This is a genomic window from Leeuwenhoekiella blandensis MED217 (assembly GCF_000152985.1).
Taxonomy (GTDB): domain Bacteria; phylum Bacteroidota; class Bacteroidia; order Flavobacteriales; family Flavobacteriaceae; genus Leeuwenhoekiella; species Leeuwenhoekiella blandensis.
Genome location: NZ_CH672395.1, coordinates 1,690,501 through 1,707,421 on the forward strand (window position 1 = coordinate 1,690,501; position 16,921 = coordinate 1,707,421).

A 16,921-nucleotide genomic window follows, 5' to 3' on the forward strand; every position below is an offset into this window, starting at 1 on the left:
CTAGTTGTTATATTTTTACTATTACAAAGACCTCAAATACAGTGATATGGCATGAAATTTACTTGGATTTATATTTTAATATTCATTATAGCAGCAAGCGTTAGCGCTCAGGAAACCTATATAATCAAGTGGGGTACAGGTGCTAAAGAGTTACAGTCAACGCTTGAGGTCGAGGTAGGGGATAAAGTAAAATGGATTTTTGATGAGTCGATTCCTCAAAATTTATTGAATACATCTCTTAAAGCTTCCGGCGATTTTGGAACTAAGCAATTGCTTCCTAAAGGTGCTGTTTATGAATATGTATTTTCAGATAAGGGTTTTTACACGTTCCAAAGTGGAATAAATAAGAACTTGAAAGGCTCCATTCGAGTTTCTGAAAATTCTTCGGTCTTGACCCAGACAAAAGATGGTTTTAAAATTTATCCCAATCCTGTAAAGGATCGTATATATTTCAAAAATCCAGATTTGTCTAATTCGGTTGAGATCACTTTTTACGATGTTCTAGGTAAGATGGTAAAACGAAATGCGATCGATTCCGGAGTGATACAAGGAGGGATGGATGTAAGCAGATTAAAAAGGGGCGTTTATCTTGTTCAAATAGATACCGGAGCGCGTTCTTTTACACAGAAATTGATCAAAGATTAACTTAAAATACATTTTAATAAAAAAAGGAGCCATCGAGCTCCTTTTTTTATTGGCACCGTCAAAGGGTTTAATGTTCCGAGGCTTACCTCGAAATTGAAAATTCGTTTCCAAGCAAAGCCTCAAAGGCTTGCCTTAAGGTAGTTTATTTCTAATATTCTAATTGCACTTTATGGGAGTTTCTCAGAATCTCCAGGTCTTCAATTTGAAGCTCAGTCTTTTTGGAAGTTTCGTTGCGATGCTTCTTTTTCATTTCTTGACGATTAAGGCTTTTTAGAAAACGTCGCACTTGCTTTTCGGTTTTCAAGATCAAGCCCGGCACCGGAACACTCTTTCCGGAATCATCTTTGGCGACCATCGTAAAATAGCTGGAGTTGCAATGTTTGATCGTGCCGCTATGTATATCTTCGGCTTCTACACGTATACCTACGACCATTGAGGTACGACCCACAAAATTCACCGAAGCTTTCATAACCACGAGTTCACCCACTTCAATCGGTCTTAGAAAATCTACAGTATCTACCGATGCAGTTACGCAATAATTACTAGAGTGCTTGGAGGCACAGGCAAACGCGATTTGATCCATTAATGATAAAATATACCCACCGTGAATTTTACCGCTGAAATTAGTATGTGAGGGTAGCATCAATTCACTAATAGTGACTTGTGATGCTTCAATAGTTTTAAACTGACTCAAAATGCTTTGTTTTTATTTTTTGGCGACGCCAAATGCTTTTATATATAGCGGCTCTACTCAAACCTGAAAGTTTATTCTCGGTTAAAATGAGGGGATTTTTCTTTACTGACTTCGGTAACAAAATATTTGGTGTCACCCCAGAATATGAAAGTCGCATAGCGTTCGATATAGGTAAGCTTCACGTAACTCCCTTGATAATCCTTCAGTTTCTGAATCACTTCTTCTTCGCCGTCCAAGACTGAAAAATCAAAAATTTGAGCGCCGCTTATCCCTTGACTTATTTGGCCTTCCCAGGTTTTAGAAACAACTCCTTTTCTACTAAATTTTATGAGTTCGCCTGCGCGTGTTCCCTCACTGTACGGAACAAAGTAAATAAACGCATAGTACAAAATGGCAAGAAGCACAATGCCTCCTAAAACTAAACCGAGTATTTTTTTCATATACATTAAATTCGTTAGTCAAATTTAGTCATTCGCTTTTTTAATGGCTTCATCTTCAAGGTCAGTATTCAATAATTTTTTATCAATAACCTTACTGTTAGTAGCGCCCATTTTACGCAATTTTTCAACTCGACTGATCAAATTCCCTTTTCCGGTAAGTTTGGTCATCGTTCTGTCATAAGTATTACGCGCAGTATCTAATTGAGCTCCTAATTTCTGAAGTTCTTGCGTAAGCAGCGTAAAGGAATCATACAATCTTCCGGCTTGGGTAGCGATTTCTAATGCATTTTTCTTCTGCCGGTCGTTTTGCCATAGATTTTCAACCAGTTTAAGTGCAGCGAGCAGGGTAGAAGGTGTAACGATGATCACGTGTTTATTGAAGGCTTCTTCATACAGTTGTGGCTGATTGGCAGAGGCCAGCGCAAATGCCGGTTCAATAGGTATAAACATAAACACCGTATCTGGACTTTCATCTACCAGAAATTGATAGTTTTTAGAACTCAATCCTGCGATATGGTTTTTGATCGAAGCGATATGTTGTTTGAGATACATGGTTCTTTGCGTCTCATCGGTTTCAGAAACGTAGCGTTCAAAAGCCGTCAAGGACACTTTGCTATCGATGATCATTTTCTTTCCATCGGGAAGATGAATCAAAACATCGGTCTGCAGGCGTTTGCCTTCTTCATTTTTGTGACTGTCTTGTAAGGTATATTCACGGTCTTTCTCAAGCCCTGATTTTTCAAGGACGCGTGTGAGAATGAGTTCGCCCCAATTCCCTTGCATTTTAGCATCTCCTTTAAGCGCTTTGGTAAGATTGTCTGCATCTTTACTCATTTGCAGGTTGAGCTCAGCAAGACCTTTAATTTGTTGGCGTAGCTCGCTATGTCTTCCTAGACTCTCCTTGTTAGTCTCCTCAACGCGTTTTTCAAACCGATAGATTTTTTCTTGTAATGGTTTTAATAAAGCATCTAAGTTCTCTTTATTCTGAAGTGTAAACTTGGTAGATTTTTCATCTAAGATCTTGTTGGCTATGATCTCAAAATCTTTGGTAAACTTCTCTTGTAATTGCTCGAGTTCACCTTTTTTCTCTTCAAACCGATGCTGTAAATTCTCAAAAGCTACGTTACGCGCAGTAAGTTCATTTTGAAAAAACTCTTTATCGTCCTGTAGCTGCTCTTGCTTTTTTATTAAGTCACTTTTTACTTTTTCTTCCTCCTTCAGCTGTAGTTGTTGAAGGTTAAGACGTTCCTGAAGAATACCGGTGTTGCTTTTTCCTTTTGCCGAGGCAATTATAAAACCTACTGCCAGACCAAGGAGCAGAGCAGCTACAGCAACAGCAATAAGGAGAAGGCTTTCATTCATAAAGTTTCGGTTTATTAGCGTCGATAAAGGGTGAACTACTTCGAGGCTTGCCTTAAGGTAGTTTATTCAAAGATACTATTTGACCTTTTACTTGATAAAAAAGCGGCGTGAAGTTTTGTCAAAACCAATGCGATTATTTGGGAATAGCTGCTCAAAAATACCTGATTCAATTAAGTTTTGTGGAGTGTCTTGTTGGGCTTTGTTTTGTTGAATAACGATCATTTCATCGCAAAGCGAAAGAACCAATTCTATATCGTGCGTGGTACATAAAATCGTTTTGTTATGCTCGTGTGCTATGTTTTTCAACAAAGAAAAAATAGAGGCTTTATGATGCAGATCTAGATGTGTTGTAGGTTCATCCAGCATAATGATCGGGGTATCCTGAGCCAAAGCGCGGGCAATAAGCGCGCGTTGAAATTGTCCATCACTTAAAGCGTAGCAGGCTGTGTGCCTCAGTTGTTCAAGTGCAGTTGCTTCAATCGCTTGTTCTATATGATTCTTGTCTTCTTGAGAAAGTTTACCCAGCCAATTGGTATACGGCTGTCTTCCTAAGGCCACCAACTCTAATACACTCAGATTTTTTGAAATTTGCTGTCCTGTGAGTACAACACTAAGCCACTTAGATTTCTCTTCGGTACGCAAAGCGGAAAGAGGAGAAGCATCAATATAAATTTCGCCGGCCAAGGGTTTTTGCAGTCCGGCAAGGCTGCGTAATAAAGTTGATTTTCCTGATCCGTTAATACCTACCATTGTGGTGAAAACACCTGGTTTCAATTGAAGGTTTACGTTTTCTACAACAGGTTTTTCTTCAGATGTGGAAACATACCCCACCGAAAGTTGCTCACAGTTGAGAAGGATTGAAGGTTGTTTTTCCATCAGGTTAAAATAAAAGTTTTTTCTTTCGGATCAATAGCCAGATCACAATAGGCGCTCCTATTAGCGAAGTAATTGCGTTGATGGGTAATGTAAATGCAAACCAAGGCATTTGTGCTATAATATCGCAAAGCAGCATTAAAACTGCACCGCCTAAAATACAAGCAGGCATCAAGACCCAATGATTGGAAGCTGTAAACCATTGCCTGATCAAATGCGGTACCGCTAGGCCTACAAACGCAATGGGCCCGACAAATGCGGTTAAACTTCCTGCTAAAATACTTGTGGCGATCAATATGATGAATCTGCTTTTTTGAAGGGAAACGCCTAAGGTTTGTGCATAATGATCCCCTAGTAAGAGACTGTTGAGACTCTTTGTGATACTCAACGCGAGTAAAAGACCTATGAAGTAACAAACGGACAGAATTCCGAGTGCCTTCCAGGAGATGTCTCCCAAACTACCAAAGGACCAAAACATATAACGCTGCAACTCTTCAGCCGGACTAAAATAGGCAAGAATACTTACAACAGCCGAAGTAAGACTACCAAACATAAGACCTATGATGAGCAAAGCCATGGCGTCTCGCACTCGTGCGGCCACAAGAATAACGACACTCAAAACAGCAAAACTACCTAAACTGGCAGCTATGATGGTTCCCCAACTGTTGGGAGCGATTACTGCGGTAAGTCCTAAAGCGCTTCCACCTAAAATAAAGAAAGCGACCCCCAGGCTCGCACCGCTGCTTATTCCTAAAACGAACGGACCTGCGAGCGGATTCTTAAAAAGCGTTTGCATCATCAATCCTGCAACTGCAAGACCGCTTCCTGTGAGTACTGCAGCCAGAGCTTTTGGGATTCGGTAATCTAAAATAATATAAGTCCAAGCTTCTTTAACGCTATCGTCTCCCAAGAGTATTTTTAAAATTGCCGTTAAAGGAATTTTTACAGAACCCAGAGCGATATTACTTAGGAAGAGTATGAGCAATACAATTCCTAAACTAATAAAGCGGATGCTATGTTTCTTCTCGTTAATCAAGCGGATAGAAAAAATGAGGTTGTTGTGTTTCGCTCAGTTCCGGATGAAAGATAGCAACCAAATCCTCCAGAACCCAATCTGGCCGTGAAGGTGCGAGTTCGTAATATAACATTCCTCCGGTAGCGCCTTTTGCTGAAGCAAAACTGTAAATACGTTTGTTTTTAAAAGCATCAAACCGGGTGTAAGCATCATTGGTGTTTGCAAGTGCATCATAGCTTTCAAACGCGTTGGGAGCAATCCAAAAATCAGCTTTTTGAGCGGTATTTAAAACCGACTCGATACTTAAGGCGGCGCTTCCGGTTCCTGAAGTATTTTTATAGAGATAATTTGCATTAGCATCAGCGACGAGCTGTGCTGCCCAACTGTCTCCTTTGGGTAAATACCAAACATCTTTGAACATCGCTCCGCTTAAAACGGTAGGCTGATTTGTTGCTTTTAATGCTTTCTCTTTTAAGTTGTTGTATTGTGTTTCGATCGTATTAAAAATGCTGTCTGCTACAGCTTCTTTATCATAAAGTGCTGCAAAAAACTTGATCCATTCTGCTTGACCTAAGGGAGAATTTTCGGTCCAGTCTCCGTTATAAATCACCGGAATATGCGCGCGCTGCAATGAACTTAGTGTTTTATTTTCTCCTTCAACTCCAAAACTTACTACGACATCCGGATTTAAGTCAATTGCTTTTTCGGTATTGATCGCTTCATTCTGACCGAGCTCTTGAATGGCTCCGGCGTCAATCAAAGCGCGGGTTTTTTCTGAAGAAATATAGTCGAGATTAGGAAAGCCGACTAGCGATTTTTCTACACCTAAAAGTTCTAAAGCCGGAATATGCGTAGTAGAGGTTACTACAATCGAAGAAATAGGAGTTGTGATCACAGCATCAGCCTGAATACTATCAGGCGCAGGGGAGCCTTTTTTATGAAGAAGGTATTTAAAGGTTTTGGTACTGCCCGGCCAAGCACTAGAGACTTTGAGAATTTTAAAATCACCATAGTTGTCGATTTGAAAGCCTTTAGCGTACGATAGCGTAGCATGGCTATTTTGCTCGACTTGAACTTCAGTAGCATTTTGATTTCCATCTTTGCAAGAATGAAAAATCAAGAGGGAAATGCATAAGGCTTTGGTAATGTGTTTTTTAATCAAAATACAGTGCTTTTTTGAGATTCTGAAGCTGAAAAAATGCTGCATCAAAAGTAAGATTAATTAAAAAAAGGAATGCAGACTTACAGATTTGATTAACTTCGCAAACGTATTTTGGTGGTGTTTTTTGTTTTTAAAAACACCTTAAAAGGGAATCAGGTGCTTCTTTGTAAAAATCCTGAGCTGTTCCCGCAACTGTAAGCTTAGTTCGTAAAAGAACGGTAAAGATCGTCTTACACCACTGTCAATATTGATGGGAAGGTTTGATCTTTATACGCGAGCCAGGAGACCTGCCAGAAGAAACTAATAACTATAGACTTTCGGGTTAAAGGTCTGAGGCTTATGAAGAAAACGCTATTCTATATTTTCTTAGCACTACTTGCGTGTTTACAAGACCTATACGCGCAGGACAGTCTGTTGACCAACTTAGATTCGGTGTATGTAACAGATGTGAAGCTCAAGAACTATTCTACCGGAAGAACAGTTTTACAACTTTCGGATACTTTAACGCAAAAAAACAGACCACTTCTAACCAATACGTTAAACTTCAATACCCCTATTTATTTTAAAGAAAACGGGTTGGGGATGGTGTCTTCACCATCTTTTAGAGGAACCACAGCTTCACAAACTGCAGTGGTTTGGAACGGGATAAATATCAATTCACAATTTAACGGGCAGCTTGATTTTAATACGGTAAACGCTGCTGCTTACGACGAGATCGCGGTGCGTGGCGGCGGTGGAAGCGTGGTCTATGGAACCGGCGCCATTGGCGGAAGTATTCATTTAAATACACAACTCGATTTTAAGAACCGGCAATCGCATCATCTGTTTTTACAGTATGGCAGTTTTGATACCCGTGATGCGCGCTATCAATTTAAAATGGGAACCGAAACGTATAGCCTGTCGCTAGCCTTGGCGCATAACAGTAGTGCTAATGACTATGCGTATCCTAATGATGGTAAAAATTTAAATGGTGAATTTGAAAATACAGCGCTTAATGTTGGTTTAGGTTTTAAACTGAACGCAAAGCACAGCCTTCGATTTTTTAGCGAATTATACGACGGTGAGCGGCATTTTTCACTCATCAGAGCTTCAGAAACGCGAACCAAATACGATGATCTAAACAGTAAGAATTTGCTCGAGTGGGAGTATAAATTTTCAGATTTTACTTCGGTTACTCGTGTAGCGTATTTAGATGAACATTATAAATACTTCGGAAATTTAAGCTCAGCAAATTATTCTTTTGGAAGTGCAAAAACCATAATCGGAAAATATGATCTTACTTATCGTTTATCTCGTAGACTTCATCTCAACACTGTTTTAACCAATACGTATACTTCGGGAGAAGGTTCAAGCTTAGGAATTAACAACCGTAATATTTTTTCGGCAGCGGTTCTTATGAAGCATCAGCTGAAGAATGGCCTTGATTACGAACTCGGTTTCAGAAAGGAAATTACAGGAAATTATGAGAGTCCGTTTTTATTTTCTGTAGGAGCAACAAAAGCATTTTCAGAATATTTCAGTCTGAATCTGAGTGCTTCGCGCAACTTTAGAATTCCCACGTATAATGACCTGTATTGGTCGAGCGCAGGGAACCCAGATTTGCTTCCGGAGAACTCCTTGCAAGGTCAATTAGGTACAAAAATTACGATAGCCAATTTCAATATTGATCTCACCGGATATTACAATTCGGTAACAGAAATGATTCGCTGGCTGCCCGTTAGCGACGGCGTATGGCGCCCGCGTAATGAAGAAGAGGTACGCATTTATGGAGCAGAAGCAATTGCGAATTGGTCACAAAAAATAAATGCGCATTCCCTGAATATTTATGGAACCTATGCTTACACGATTTCTGAAAATGCACAAACGGGAAACCAATTGATCTACGTGCCTTTTCATAAAGCCACGGCCGGACTTGACTATGACTTCAAGCGATTCAATGCCAGCTTACAATCGGTGTACGTTGGCGAGGTGTTTACACGCAGCGATAATAACAGCCGGTATAACTTGGATGCTTATGCTGTGGTCAATTTCAATTTGGGTTACTCTTTTGGAAATAAAAAAGCGTTCGAGTTAGGAGGTCGTGTAAATAATGTTTTTGATGCTGAATATCAAAGCGTAGAAAACCGTTGGATGCCCGGGCGAAATTTTAGTATGTACTTAAATCTTAAACTATAAAAACAATGATGAAAATTAATAAACTAGCACTTTTTGCGCTTTTAGGCGTATTTATATTGAATTCGTGCTCTAACGATGACGATGCACTCGAACCACTTCCTGAAGGTGATTATACAGACGGTTTTTTTGTGTTGAATGAGGGGAATTTTGGAGCAAATAACAGCACACTATCCTATGTGAATTATAATCTATCTACAATAAATAATGATGTTTTTAATCAAGTGAACGGAACTTCATTGGGAGATACAGCCCAAAGTTTGATCTTTGAAGATGATCTTGCATATGTTGTTCTAAATGCTTCAAACACTATTGAAGTTTTTAATAGATATACTTTAGAAAAAGTGGGAACAATTGACGAAAATCTCGCTAATCCAAGATATTCAGCGATTGAAAATGATCGTTTGTATGTTACCAATTGGGGAGATGGAACAATAGCAACTGATGATTATGTGGCTGTATTTGATATAAATACATTAGAATTCATCACCGCAATAAGCGTTGAAGAAGGTCCTGAAAAAATCGTAAGTGAAGATGATAAACTATATGTTGCCTTGCAGGGTGGATTCAGTTTTAATAACAAAGTCGTTGTTATAGATGCAAATTCAAATACGGTTTTATCAACAATTACTGTGGGCGACGTGCCAAGTGCTTTGGAAGTTGAGGATGATTTTTTATGGGTTAATTCATCTGGTTTACCAAGTTATAGCGGCTCAGAAACAGCAGGAGCTATTTATAAAATAAATATCAATACTAACGATGTTGTAGTTTATGAATTTGATGATAGTTCACAACATCCGAGTAATTTAGAAATTGAGGATGATATGGTTTACTATACCTTAGGAGGCTCAGTATATAAATTTAACACTTCAGCAACCGAATTACCTGCAACAAGTCAATTTGAATTAAGCGAAATCACCAGTTTGTATGGTTTTGAGGTAGAAGATAACTATATATATGCTGCAGACGCTTTAAATTATACTGAAGGAGGAAAAGTGGTAGTTTATGATCTTAATGGAGAGGTTATTGCTGATTTCACTTCTGGTATTGCTCCTAACGGTTTCTACTTTAACTAAGAATATTACACATAGAATGGTATAAAAAAACCGCTGAGTTTATCAGCGGTTTTTTTATTTAAAATTTATTCAAAACTATTTTTGAATTTGAGGAAGTTCGGTAACATACATTTTTTGGAAGGTAGGTTGATTCATATCGGTTTCTCCAAAAATTTCAAAATCCATTGGGCTTAACGAATTTCTTTTAGTCTGGAAACTTTTTCCTGTTATTTGCTGTAATGCTAAATTTAAAAGAGGTTCTTCAGGATCACCAAGAGTGCCAAAGTTTCTTAAGTCTTCAGCGAGTTCAAAATCTGGAACAATTCCTGTAGGAGGTCCCACAACACCGTCTGCGTTAGAGTACGTATAAATTAAAGGCTGAATAGCATAATTGTGGTCTGGATTGACATTTTCTCTCAAGAAATTAGGAGAATCATAAAGCGTTACAGAAGCTTCAAATTTTCCTACAGTCGTTGTCCCTATAGTGGTAACATCAATATAAGGTCGTAACCCAATTATTGTTAATTCACTTGCAGAAGCGGTGCTTCCGGTTCCTATAACATACAGTCGGGTAAGATTAAGACTATTGATAGGTTCTTCAGTTCTAATTTGCCCATCAAAACGATCGATTAGACTTTCAGGGCTTTCAGATTCAAAATACGCTTGAGCTTCAGCATTCCATTGTTGTTTTGTGATGACTTCTCCTTCAAACTGACCAGTGATCATTGAAGCTAAGTCGATAGCACTTGCCACAGAGCCTCCACCATTGTATCGTAAATCTAAAACGAGATCTGTGATACCGTCAGCTTTAAAATCTGCAAAAGCTGCATTGAGTTCATCATCAAAGTTGCCTATAAAGGAGTTGTAGAGTAAATATCCGATCTTTTGGCCATCAATATCTAAAGTTTTTGCTAAACCTATAGGGTTTTCTGTAAGTTCTATTTTATCAATTGAAACTTCATTACTAGACTCAACTAGCGTTCCTTGATCGTTATAACTTCCTAATGTAAGTGTATAAGAATCTAAATTTAATAATTCCTGCGCACGAGAATTTAAAGAGTTGCCTGAAACCCCGAGGCGCTCACCATTAATTTGAGTAACCACTTGGCTTCTGGTAAGGCCTGCTTCATCAGCAGGTGAATTAGGAACTACATATCTAATAACCGCTGCTGCGTAAACCGGCCCTCCTGATTGAAGTTGATATCCGGCATACACAAATCGCAAACCGTCACTTTTACTTACGCCAGAAAAACTATTCTCAAGTGCGACATAGTCGCTAGTCATATAGCTGAAACGATCTTGGTCTGAAACGAGTTCACCGTAATAAAAATTCTCAGGAACAGGGTTCTGAGAAAGATACTCAGCATACTCATTGTCGTCTGCGAAAAATGTTTGGGAAAGTTCTGGTATATCGCCTTTATACAGGTAATACACATTCATTGCAGACCACATATAGTCTTGAATTGGATAATCTTCTATATTAAATGTTTCTTCTTCCGGTTCTTCTGGAGTCGGTTCCTCAGGTGTTGGTTCTTCAACAATTTCAGCTACATCATCATCATTAGAACACGCAGAAAAAATTAATACGCTTAATAGAAATACTAGGAAATTCTTTTTCATTTTAAAAGGGGGTATTTTAATAATTGCGGAATATAAGATTTATTTTAAACTATCAGGTAAATCTTTTATATACATACGTTGATAGGTTGCGTTTTGGTTTTCACGCTCTCCAAAGAGTTCAAATACTGTACCAGCGTTACTTTTAGAAGAATAGCTACGTCCTAAGATTTGATCTAATGCCAAACTTAATAAAGGTTCGTCAGGAGCTCCTAGAGTACCTAAGTTTGAAATATCTTCTCTAAGCTCAAAATCTGGTGTGATTCCCGCCGGTGGACCAATAACGTCATCTGCATTGGCGTAGGTATAAACCAAAGGTTGAATTGCGTAAAAATGACTCGGGTTTAAAGTCTCATCATTTCTACGAAATGTTTCAGAATCATAAAGCGTGATCGAAGCTTGAAATTTACCTACAGTTGTGGTTCCCACCGTTTGAACGTTGATGTATGGCTGTAATCCTATGATGGTTAATTCACTTGCCGAAGCGGTACTTCCTGTACCAATTACAAATAAACGACTTAAGTTGAGACTGTTGATGAGGCTTCCGTCTGAGATGGTGTTATCAAATCGGTCTATCAAAGCGTCTGGTTCTTCAGCTTCAAAAGCAGCTTGAATTTCGGGATTCCATTGTTGCTTGGTTATGATCTCACCATTAAACTGCCCGGTGATCATAGAAGTTAGATCGATAGCCGTCTCAACCGAACCACCACCATTGTAGCGTAAGTCAAGAACCAGATCTGTCACTCCATCTGCTTGAAATTGTGCAAATGCGGCATTCAATTCACTATCAAAATTACGGCGATAGGCGTTATACATGAGATAGCCTATTTTGTTTCCATCGATGTCTAAAGTTTTAGCAATAAAAACCGGATTCTCTGTATATTCTTTTTGAACCAGATCGATGCGATCCCCGGTTAATTGCAAATCATCATTGGTGTCAAATTCGGCTAAAGCAATGGTATAGCTGTCCAGATTGAGCAATTCCCGTGAACGCGTACTTAAAGAGTACGTGCCGTCACCGTTGGCCGTTGTGGTTAAACGTTCGTCATTTATCGTATTGAATATCATTCCGCGTGCTACACCATTTGTTGAAGCAGAAGTGTTAGGGAGCACATAACGTACATAGGCAAACGCAAAGTTGGCATCATTAGGGTCTAATGCTAGACCATAATCGATACCTGAAGTTTTGCTCACACCGGCTAATGAATTTTCTAAATCGCGGTAATCTGTACTTAAAAAGCTAAAACGATCTACATCGGCAACCAGACCATTGTAAAATAAATCTTCAGGGCCGGTAAATGCAGACAAGAAATCATTCAATTCTGAATTGGTATCAAAATAGGTGTTGGCCAATTCCGGAATTTCAGGTTTATACAAATAGTACAGTTGCATCCCACTGTAGATGAAGTTTTCGATCTCTAATTCAGAAAGCGGTCGTATCTCATCGTCCCGGTCTTTACTGCAGGAACTCAATACGATTAAGATAACAAGGCTAAGCGAAAGGGTAATTCTTTTCATTGTGGCAAATTAATAATCAACTCTAAATTTAGGGGTATTATTGTATTTATTGTTTTTAATGTAACAAAATTTATGTTGAATCGTCATCCTTGTAACTAACCGCTAGTAAGAATGAATCAAAAAGAATTTTTAGCTCAAGTAAATCCAATTCAGGATCGTCTGTATCGTCTGGCAAGGCGGCTGCTGGTTTCTGATGATGAGGCACAGGATGCTACACAGGAAATTTTGATCAAGCTGTGGTCTAATCGTAAGAAATTTAAAAAGCTACGCAGCATTGAAGCTTTTGCCGTGACGATGACAAAGAATTATTGTTATGACAAGTTAAAAGCAAAAAGTAGCAACAACTTACAATTAGTACATTCTAATTATGAAGATCAGCATTACAATACGGTAAAGACCAGTGAGAATAATGACAGTGTTAATTGGGTGTTTAAGTTGATGAAGGAATTACCCGAACAACAACGACTGGTTTTACATATGCGGGATGTGGAGCAATATTCAAACAGTGAGATTGCAAAAGAATTAGATTTAAATGAAACAGCGGTACGTGTTACGCTGTCTAGAGCTCGAAAAACAATACGTGAACAATTGTTAAAAAAACACAACTATGGAATTAAATAAAATCGAAAAGCTGCTTGAGCTTTACTTTGAGGGAGCAACTTCCTTAGAGCAAGAAGCACAGTTGCAAGACTACTTTACTAGTGATGAAGTAGCCGGGCATCTCGCAGAGTATGCTCCGCTGTTTGGAGCATTTGCTCAGGCAAAAGAGCAAGGCTTTAACCGAAACATAGAATTGCCAGAAACCAAAAGATCCTGGCGCTGGGTGCCTGTGGCAGCAAGCATTTTGCTATGTGTTGGACTCTTTTTAACCTTTAATCAAAAGCAAGGTTCTGAACACGATCTTGGTACTTATAAAGACCCAGAAGTAGCTGCTTTAAAAACAAAACAAGCGCTGTTTATGATGGGAAATTTTGTAAACAAAGGTACCGGTCAACTTGAAAAACTAGAGACTTTTGAAGAAACCGCAAATCAAATTAAAAAATAATCTAAATCAAAAAACGATGAATAAATTAGTAGTTACCTTAATGTTAGTTGGCTTTAGCCTTACCACTTATGCTCAAAAGAGCTTTGACAGATTTGAAGATATGAAAGATGTAACCGCAATGGTTATTAATCAGAAGATGTTCAAATTACTAGGAAAGATGGATCTCGATTCTAAAGATCCTGAGATGAAAAATTATATCGATATGGTGAACAGCCTTGAAGATATAAAAGTGTTCTCAACAAAAAGTGCTAATGCAGCAAAGGCGATGAAAGGTGAGTTTAGCGCTTACAAAGCTAGTGAGAAACTGGAGCAGCTTATGAGTGTAAAGGATGAAGGTAAAAATGTGAATTTTTACTACAAGCCGGGAAAAAGCGATGATTTTGTAAGCGAGTTCCTGATGTTTATAGATGGTGAAAATAACGATGACGACACCGTACTCATCAAGATCACAGGTAATATAGACTTGAGAGAAATAGGTAAGATCGCAAATAGCATCAACTTTGATGGAAGCGATGAATTAAAAAATGTAAAAGTAAATTAAGATGAAAGCGTTTAAATTCAGTTTGATGCTGCTTTTGATTGCAACTCTTATGAGTTGTAACAATCAGCAGTCATTGCAAGAATATTATATAGACAGTAAAGAGAACGAAGACTTTATTATGGTTGACTTGCCTACCAGCTTGATCAGTGCTAAAAGTGAATCTTTATCTCCAGAGCAAAAAAAGGTGATCGAGTCGGTTAAAAAAATCAACTTGTTAGCTTATTCGTTAAAAGACACCGCTTTTTATACCAGTGAAACCGGAAAGGTAAAAGCTATTCTCAAAGGCGATAATTATGACGAGTTGATGAAGTTAGGAAGCACCGAGCAGCGTATGCGCATTTTTATTAAAGGTGATGAAGACGCTATCGATGAGGTTGTTGTTTTTGCTCAGGATAACAGCAAAGGTTTCGTTCTTGCTCGTGTTTTGGGTAACGATATGAATGTAGCAGATATGGTACGTTTTGCCGAAACTATGGATACCAGCAGTGCCGCTTTAAACACCGCGCAATTTGAAGGAATAATGGATGTTTTCAATTAAAACATTCTCCATTAGCATATAAACAAAAGGGAGTCTCTTAGACTCCCTTTTTTATTTAGAACAGGTTTAAACAATGACATAAGTCAGTAATTACTTTAGTTCTTAAATTGTAATTTTACCTAAACAATCTAACACGCTATGAATAAAGGAATTTATATCGCGACGCTCGAGCCTAATAGTGGTAAATCTATTGTTTCGCTTGGTTTGATGCGCACGCTTTTAGGTAAGACGGCCAAAGTGGGGTATTTCAGGCCCATTATTGACGATAGTAAAAACACCGGTAAAGACAATCATATAAGTACGGTTCTTTCTTTTTTTGATATCAAACTCGATTATGAAGATGCGTATGCGTTTACCAGCAGCGAGTTGATCAAAAAACGTAATAAAGGGAAGTCTGGTGAAATACTCGATACGATCATTACCAAGTATAAAAATCTAGAAGACCGTTTTGACTTTGTTCTGGTAGAAGGATCAGATTTTACAGGAGAAGGAAGTGTTTTTGAGTTTGACACTAATGTTCTGGTAGCAAAAAATTTAGGCTTACCGGTAATTCTTGTAGGAAGTGGTGTAAATAAAACCGAAGATGAACTTCTAGGGAGTTTGCAAATTGCATATACTACGTTTTTAGAGAAAGATGTTTCAGTTTTGGCGGTGGTGGCCAATAAAGTTCAAGAGGAAAATTTAATGGTTGCTAAAAACGGACTGAGCAATTTCTTACCTGATTCTGTTGAAGTTTTTGCAATTCCTTATACCGAAAAGCTAGCGCGACCTACAATCAAAGAGATTGTAGAAGAGTTAGATGGCGAAGTCTTATTTGGTGCCGAATTTCTAGACAATCAAACCGGGAATTTTGGAGTTGGTGCTATGCAGCTGCGTAATTATTTGACGCATTTAAAACAAGATAGTCTGGTAATTACTCCGGGAGATCGAGCTGATATAATTCTTGGAGCGCTTCAGGCGAATATTTCAACCAATTACCCGCGTATTTCCGGGATTATATTAACCGGAGGGTTAAAGCCTGAAGAACCAATTTTACAATTAATACAGGGACTTTCTCAAATCGTGCCAATTGTTTCAGTAAACGACGGAACTTTTTCGGTGACGAATAGAGTAGGGAACATCAAATCTCAAATTTACGCAAGCAGCAAACCTAAGATCGAAACTTCACTTACAGTTTTTTCTAAAGAGGTTTCTTTTGATAAACTTATTGAGCGCCTGATCAATTTAAAACCTAAAGGAATTACGCCAAGAATGTTTCAGTATGGTTTGATGAAGCGCGCACGTACGGCTAAAAAGCATATCGTTATGCCCGAAGGGACAGACGAACGCATATTGACCGCTGCGATTCAGCTCGTAGAATTAGATATTGTTCAAATTACCTTGCTGGGCGAAGTGGAGAAAGTGAAAGAAAAAGCTGTGCAACTGGGGCTTGCCTTAGATTTAGATAAAATCTCGGTGATCAACCCCGTGCAGTCTGAGCATTTTGATGATTATGTAGAAACTTTTTATGAACTGCGTAAGCATAAAAATGTAAATCGTGACATTGCCCGCGATTGGATGGCCGATGTTTCATACTATGGCACGATGATGATCTACAAAGGCCACGCAGACGGCATGGTAAGTGGTGCGGCGCATACGACGCAGCATACGATTAGACCGGCGCTTCAGTTTATTAAAACAAAGCCCGGTGTTTCAGTGGTGTCTTCGGTATTTTTTATGTGTCTTGAAGATCGTGTTTCAGTATTTGGAGATTGTGCGATCAACCCAAATCCTTCAGCTACAGAACTGGCAGAAATCGCGATTTCTTCCGCAGAAAGTAGTTTGGCCTTTGGCATTGAGCCTAAGATCGCAATGCTTTCCTATTCCTCAGGAACTTCAGGAAAAGGTGCAGATGTCGATCGTGTACGTGAAGCGACCGAAATTGTCAAAAAAGAACGTCCAGACCTTAAAATTGAAGGTCCTATTCAATATGATGCTGCGGTAGACGCTGCAGTAGGAAAAAGCAAATTACCCGATTCTGAAGTTGCCGGTCAGGCGAGTGTTTTGATCTTTCCAGATTTGAATACAGGAAATAATACCTATAAAGCGGTACAGCGTGAAACCGGCGCTCTGGCCATTGGTCCTATGCTACAAGGCTTAAACAAGCCGGTAAATGATTTGAGTCGCGGTTGTACTACCGAAGATGTTTTTAACACAGTAATCATCACGGCGATACAAGCACAAGGTTTTAATTAGAAGATTTTA

The 16,921-nt window shown here is 38.8% G+C and carries 16 protein-coding genes and 1 riboswitch; of the genes, 8 read left to right on the plus strand and 8 right to left on the minus strand.

Features of this window, described 5'->3' with window-relative positions; genetic code table 11:
* The first annotated feature begins 51 nt into the window (after nucleotides 1-51).
* Nucleotides 52-645, plus strand: coding sequence for a T9SS type A sorting domain-containing protein (locus MED217_RS07310; RefSeq protein ID WP_009779856.1), 594 nt, complete (start codon nucleotides 52-54; stop codon nucleotides 643-645).
* Between the two features lie 148 nt (nucleotides 646-793).
* On the opposite strand, the gene MED217_RS07315 is transcribed toward MED217_RS07310, so the two are convergent.
* From MED217_RS07315 to MED217_RS07340, 6 genes are all read right to left on the minus strand, one after another.
* Complete coding sequence (locus tag MED217_RS07315; RefSeq protein WP_050759349.1) at nucleotides 794-1,288, minus strand: acyl-CoA thioesterase; 495 nt, start codon at nucleotides 1,286-1,288, stop codon at nucleotides 794-796.
* Nucleotides 1,289-1,410: 122 nt separating this feature from the next.
* A complete protein-coding gene (locus MED217_RS07320; protein WP_009779858.1) occupies nucleotides 1,411-1,779 on the minus strand; it encodes a hypothetical protein in 369 nt (122 codons plus the stop codon).
* Nucleotides 1,780-1,803: 24 nt separating this feature from the next.
* The gene (locus MED217_RS07325; RefSeq protein WP_009779859.1) at nucleotides 1,804-3,141 is read right to left on the minus strand and encodes a DNA recombination protein RmuC; all 1,338 of its coding nucleotides are present in this window, start codon (nucleotides 3,139-3,141) and stop codon (nucleotides 1,804-1,806) included.
* Between the two features lie 87 nt (nucleotides 3,142-3,228).
* Nucleotides 3,229-4,017 carry an ABC transporter ATP-binding protein gene (locus MED217_RS07330; protein WP_009779860.1) on the minus strand — a complete coding sequence of 263 codons (789 nt, stop codon included), beginning with the start codon at nucleotides 4,015-4,017 and terminating at the stop codon, nucleotides 3,229-3,231.
* A gap of 4 nt (nucleotides 4,018-4,021) precedes the next feature.
* Complete coding sequence (locus tag MED217_RS07335) at nucleotides 4,022-5,050, minus strand: iron ABC transporter permease (protein ID WP_009779861.1); 1,029 nt, start codon at nucleotides 5,048-5,050, stop codon at nucleotides 4,022-4,024.
* Entirely contained in the window at nucleotides 5,043-6,191 is a 1,149-nt protein-coding gene (locus tag MED217_RS07340; RefSeq protein WP_230199246.1) for an ABC transporter substrate-binding protein, read from the minus strand. Before MED217_RS07340 ends, MED217_RS07335 begins: the two co-directional genes overlap by 8 nt.
* 95 nt (nucleotides 6,192-6,286) lie before the next feature.
* A riboswitch (cobalamin riboswitch) is annotated at nucleotides 6,287-6,500 on the plus strand.
* A gap of 30 nt (nucleotides 6,501-6,530) precedes the next feature.
* On the opposite strand from MED217_RS07340, the gene MED217_RS07345 reads away from it, so the two are divergent.
* Complete coding sequence (locus MED217_RS07345; RefSeq protein WP_009779863.1) at nucleotides 6,531-8,366, plus strand: TonB-dependent receptor plug domain-containing protein; 1,836 nt, start codon at nucleotides 6,531-6,533, stop codon at nucleotides 8,364-8,366.
* A 5-nt stretch (nucleotides 8,367-8,371) separates the two neighbouring features.
* Nucleotides 8,372-9,439, plus strand: a complete 1,068-nt coding sequence (locus MED217_RS07350; protein ID WP_009779864.1) for a YncE family protein — start codon at nucleotides 8,372-8,374, stop codon at nucleotides 9,437-9,439.
* 75 nt (nucleotides 9,440-9,514) lie between these two features.
* Here MED217_RS07350 and MED217_RS07355 read toward each other — a convergent pair whose 3' ends face one another.
* Entirely contained in the window at nucleotides 9,515-11,038 is a 1,524-nt protein-coding gene (locus MED217_RS07355) for a S41 family peptidase (RefSeq protein ID WP_009779865.1), read from the minus strand.
* A 39-nt stretch (nucleotides 11,039-11,077) separates the two neighbouring features.
* Nucleotides 11,078-12,553 carry a S41 family peptidase gene (locus MED217_RS07360; protein ID WP_009779866.1) on the minus strand — a complete coding sequence of 492 codons (1,476 nt, stop codon included), beginning with the start codon at nucleotides 12,551-12,553 and terminating at the stop codon, nucleotides 11,078-11,080.
* Nucleotides 12,554-12,664: 111 nt separating this feature from the next.
* Between MED217_RS07360 and MED217_RS07365 the strand changes: the two genes are divergently transcribed.
* The 5 genes from MED217_RS07365 to pta all read left to right on the plus strand — a co-directional run bounded on the left by MED217_RS07365 (nucleotide 12,665) and on the right by pta (nucleotide 16,912).
* Entirely contained in the window at nucleotides 12,665-13,174 is a 510-nt protein-coding gene (locus tag MED217_RS07365) for an RNA polymerase sigma factor (protein WP_009779867.1), read from the plus strand.
* Nucleotides 13,161-13,598: an anti-sigma factor gene (locus MED217_RS07370; protein WP_009779868.1), complete on the plus strand. Its 438-nt coding sequence runs from the start codon at nucleotides 13,161-13,163 to the stop codon at nucleotides 13,596-13,598. The genes MED217_RS07365 and MED217_RS07370 overlap by 14 nt, the downstream gene beginning before the upstream one ends.
* A 16-nt stretch (nucleotides 13,599-13,614) precedes the next feature.
* A complete protein-coding gene (locus tag MED217_RS07375) occupies nucleotides 13,615-14,139 on the plus strand; it encodes a DUF4252 domain-containing protein (protein ID WP_040533341.1) in 525 nt (174 codons plus the stop codon).
* A gap of 1 nt (nucleotide 14,140) precedes the next feature.
* A complete protein-coding gene (locus MED217_RS07380) occupies nucleotides 14,141-14,677 on the plus strand; it encodes a DUF4252 domain-containing protein (protein WP_009779870.1) in 537 nt (178 codons plus the stop codon).
* Between the two features lie 138 nt (nucleotides 14,678-14,815).
* Entirely contained in the window at nucleotides 14,816-16,912 is a 2,097-nt protein-coding gene (pta, locus tag MED217_RS07385; RefSeq protein ID WP_009779871.1) for a phosphate acetyltransferase, read from the plus strand.
* Nucleotides 16,913-16,921 lie beyond the last annotated feature (9 nt).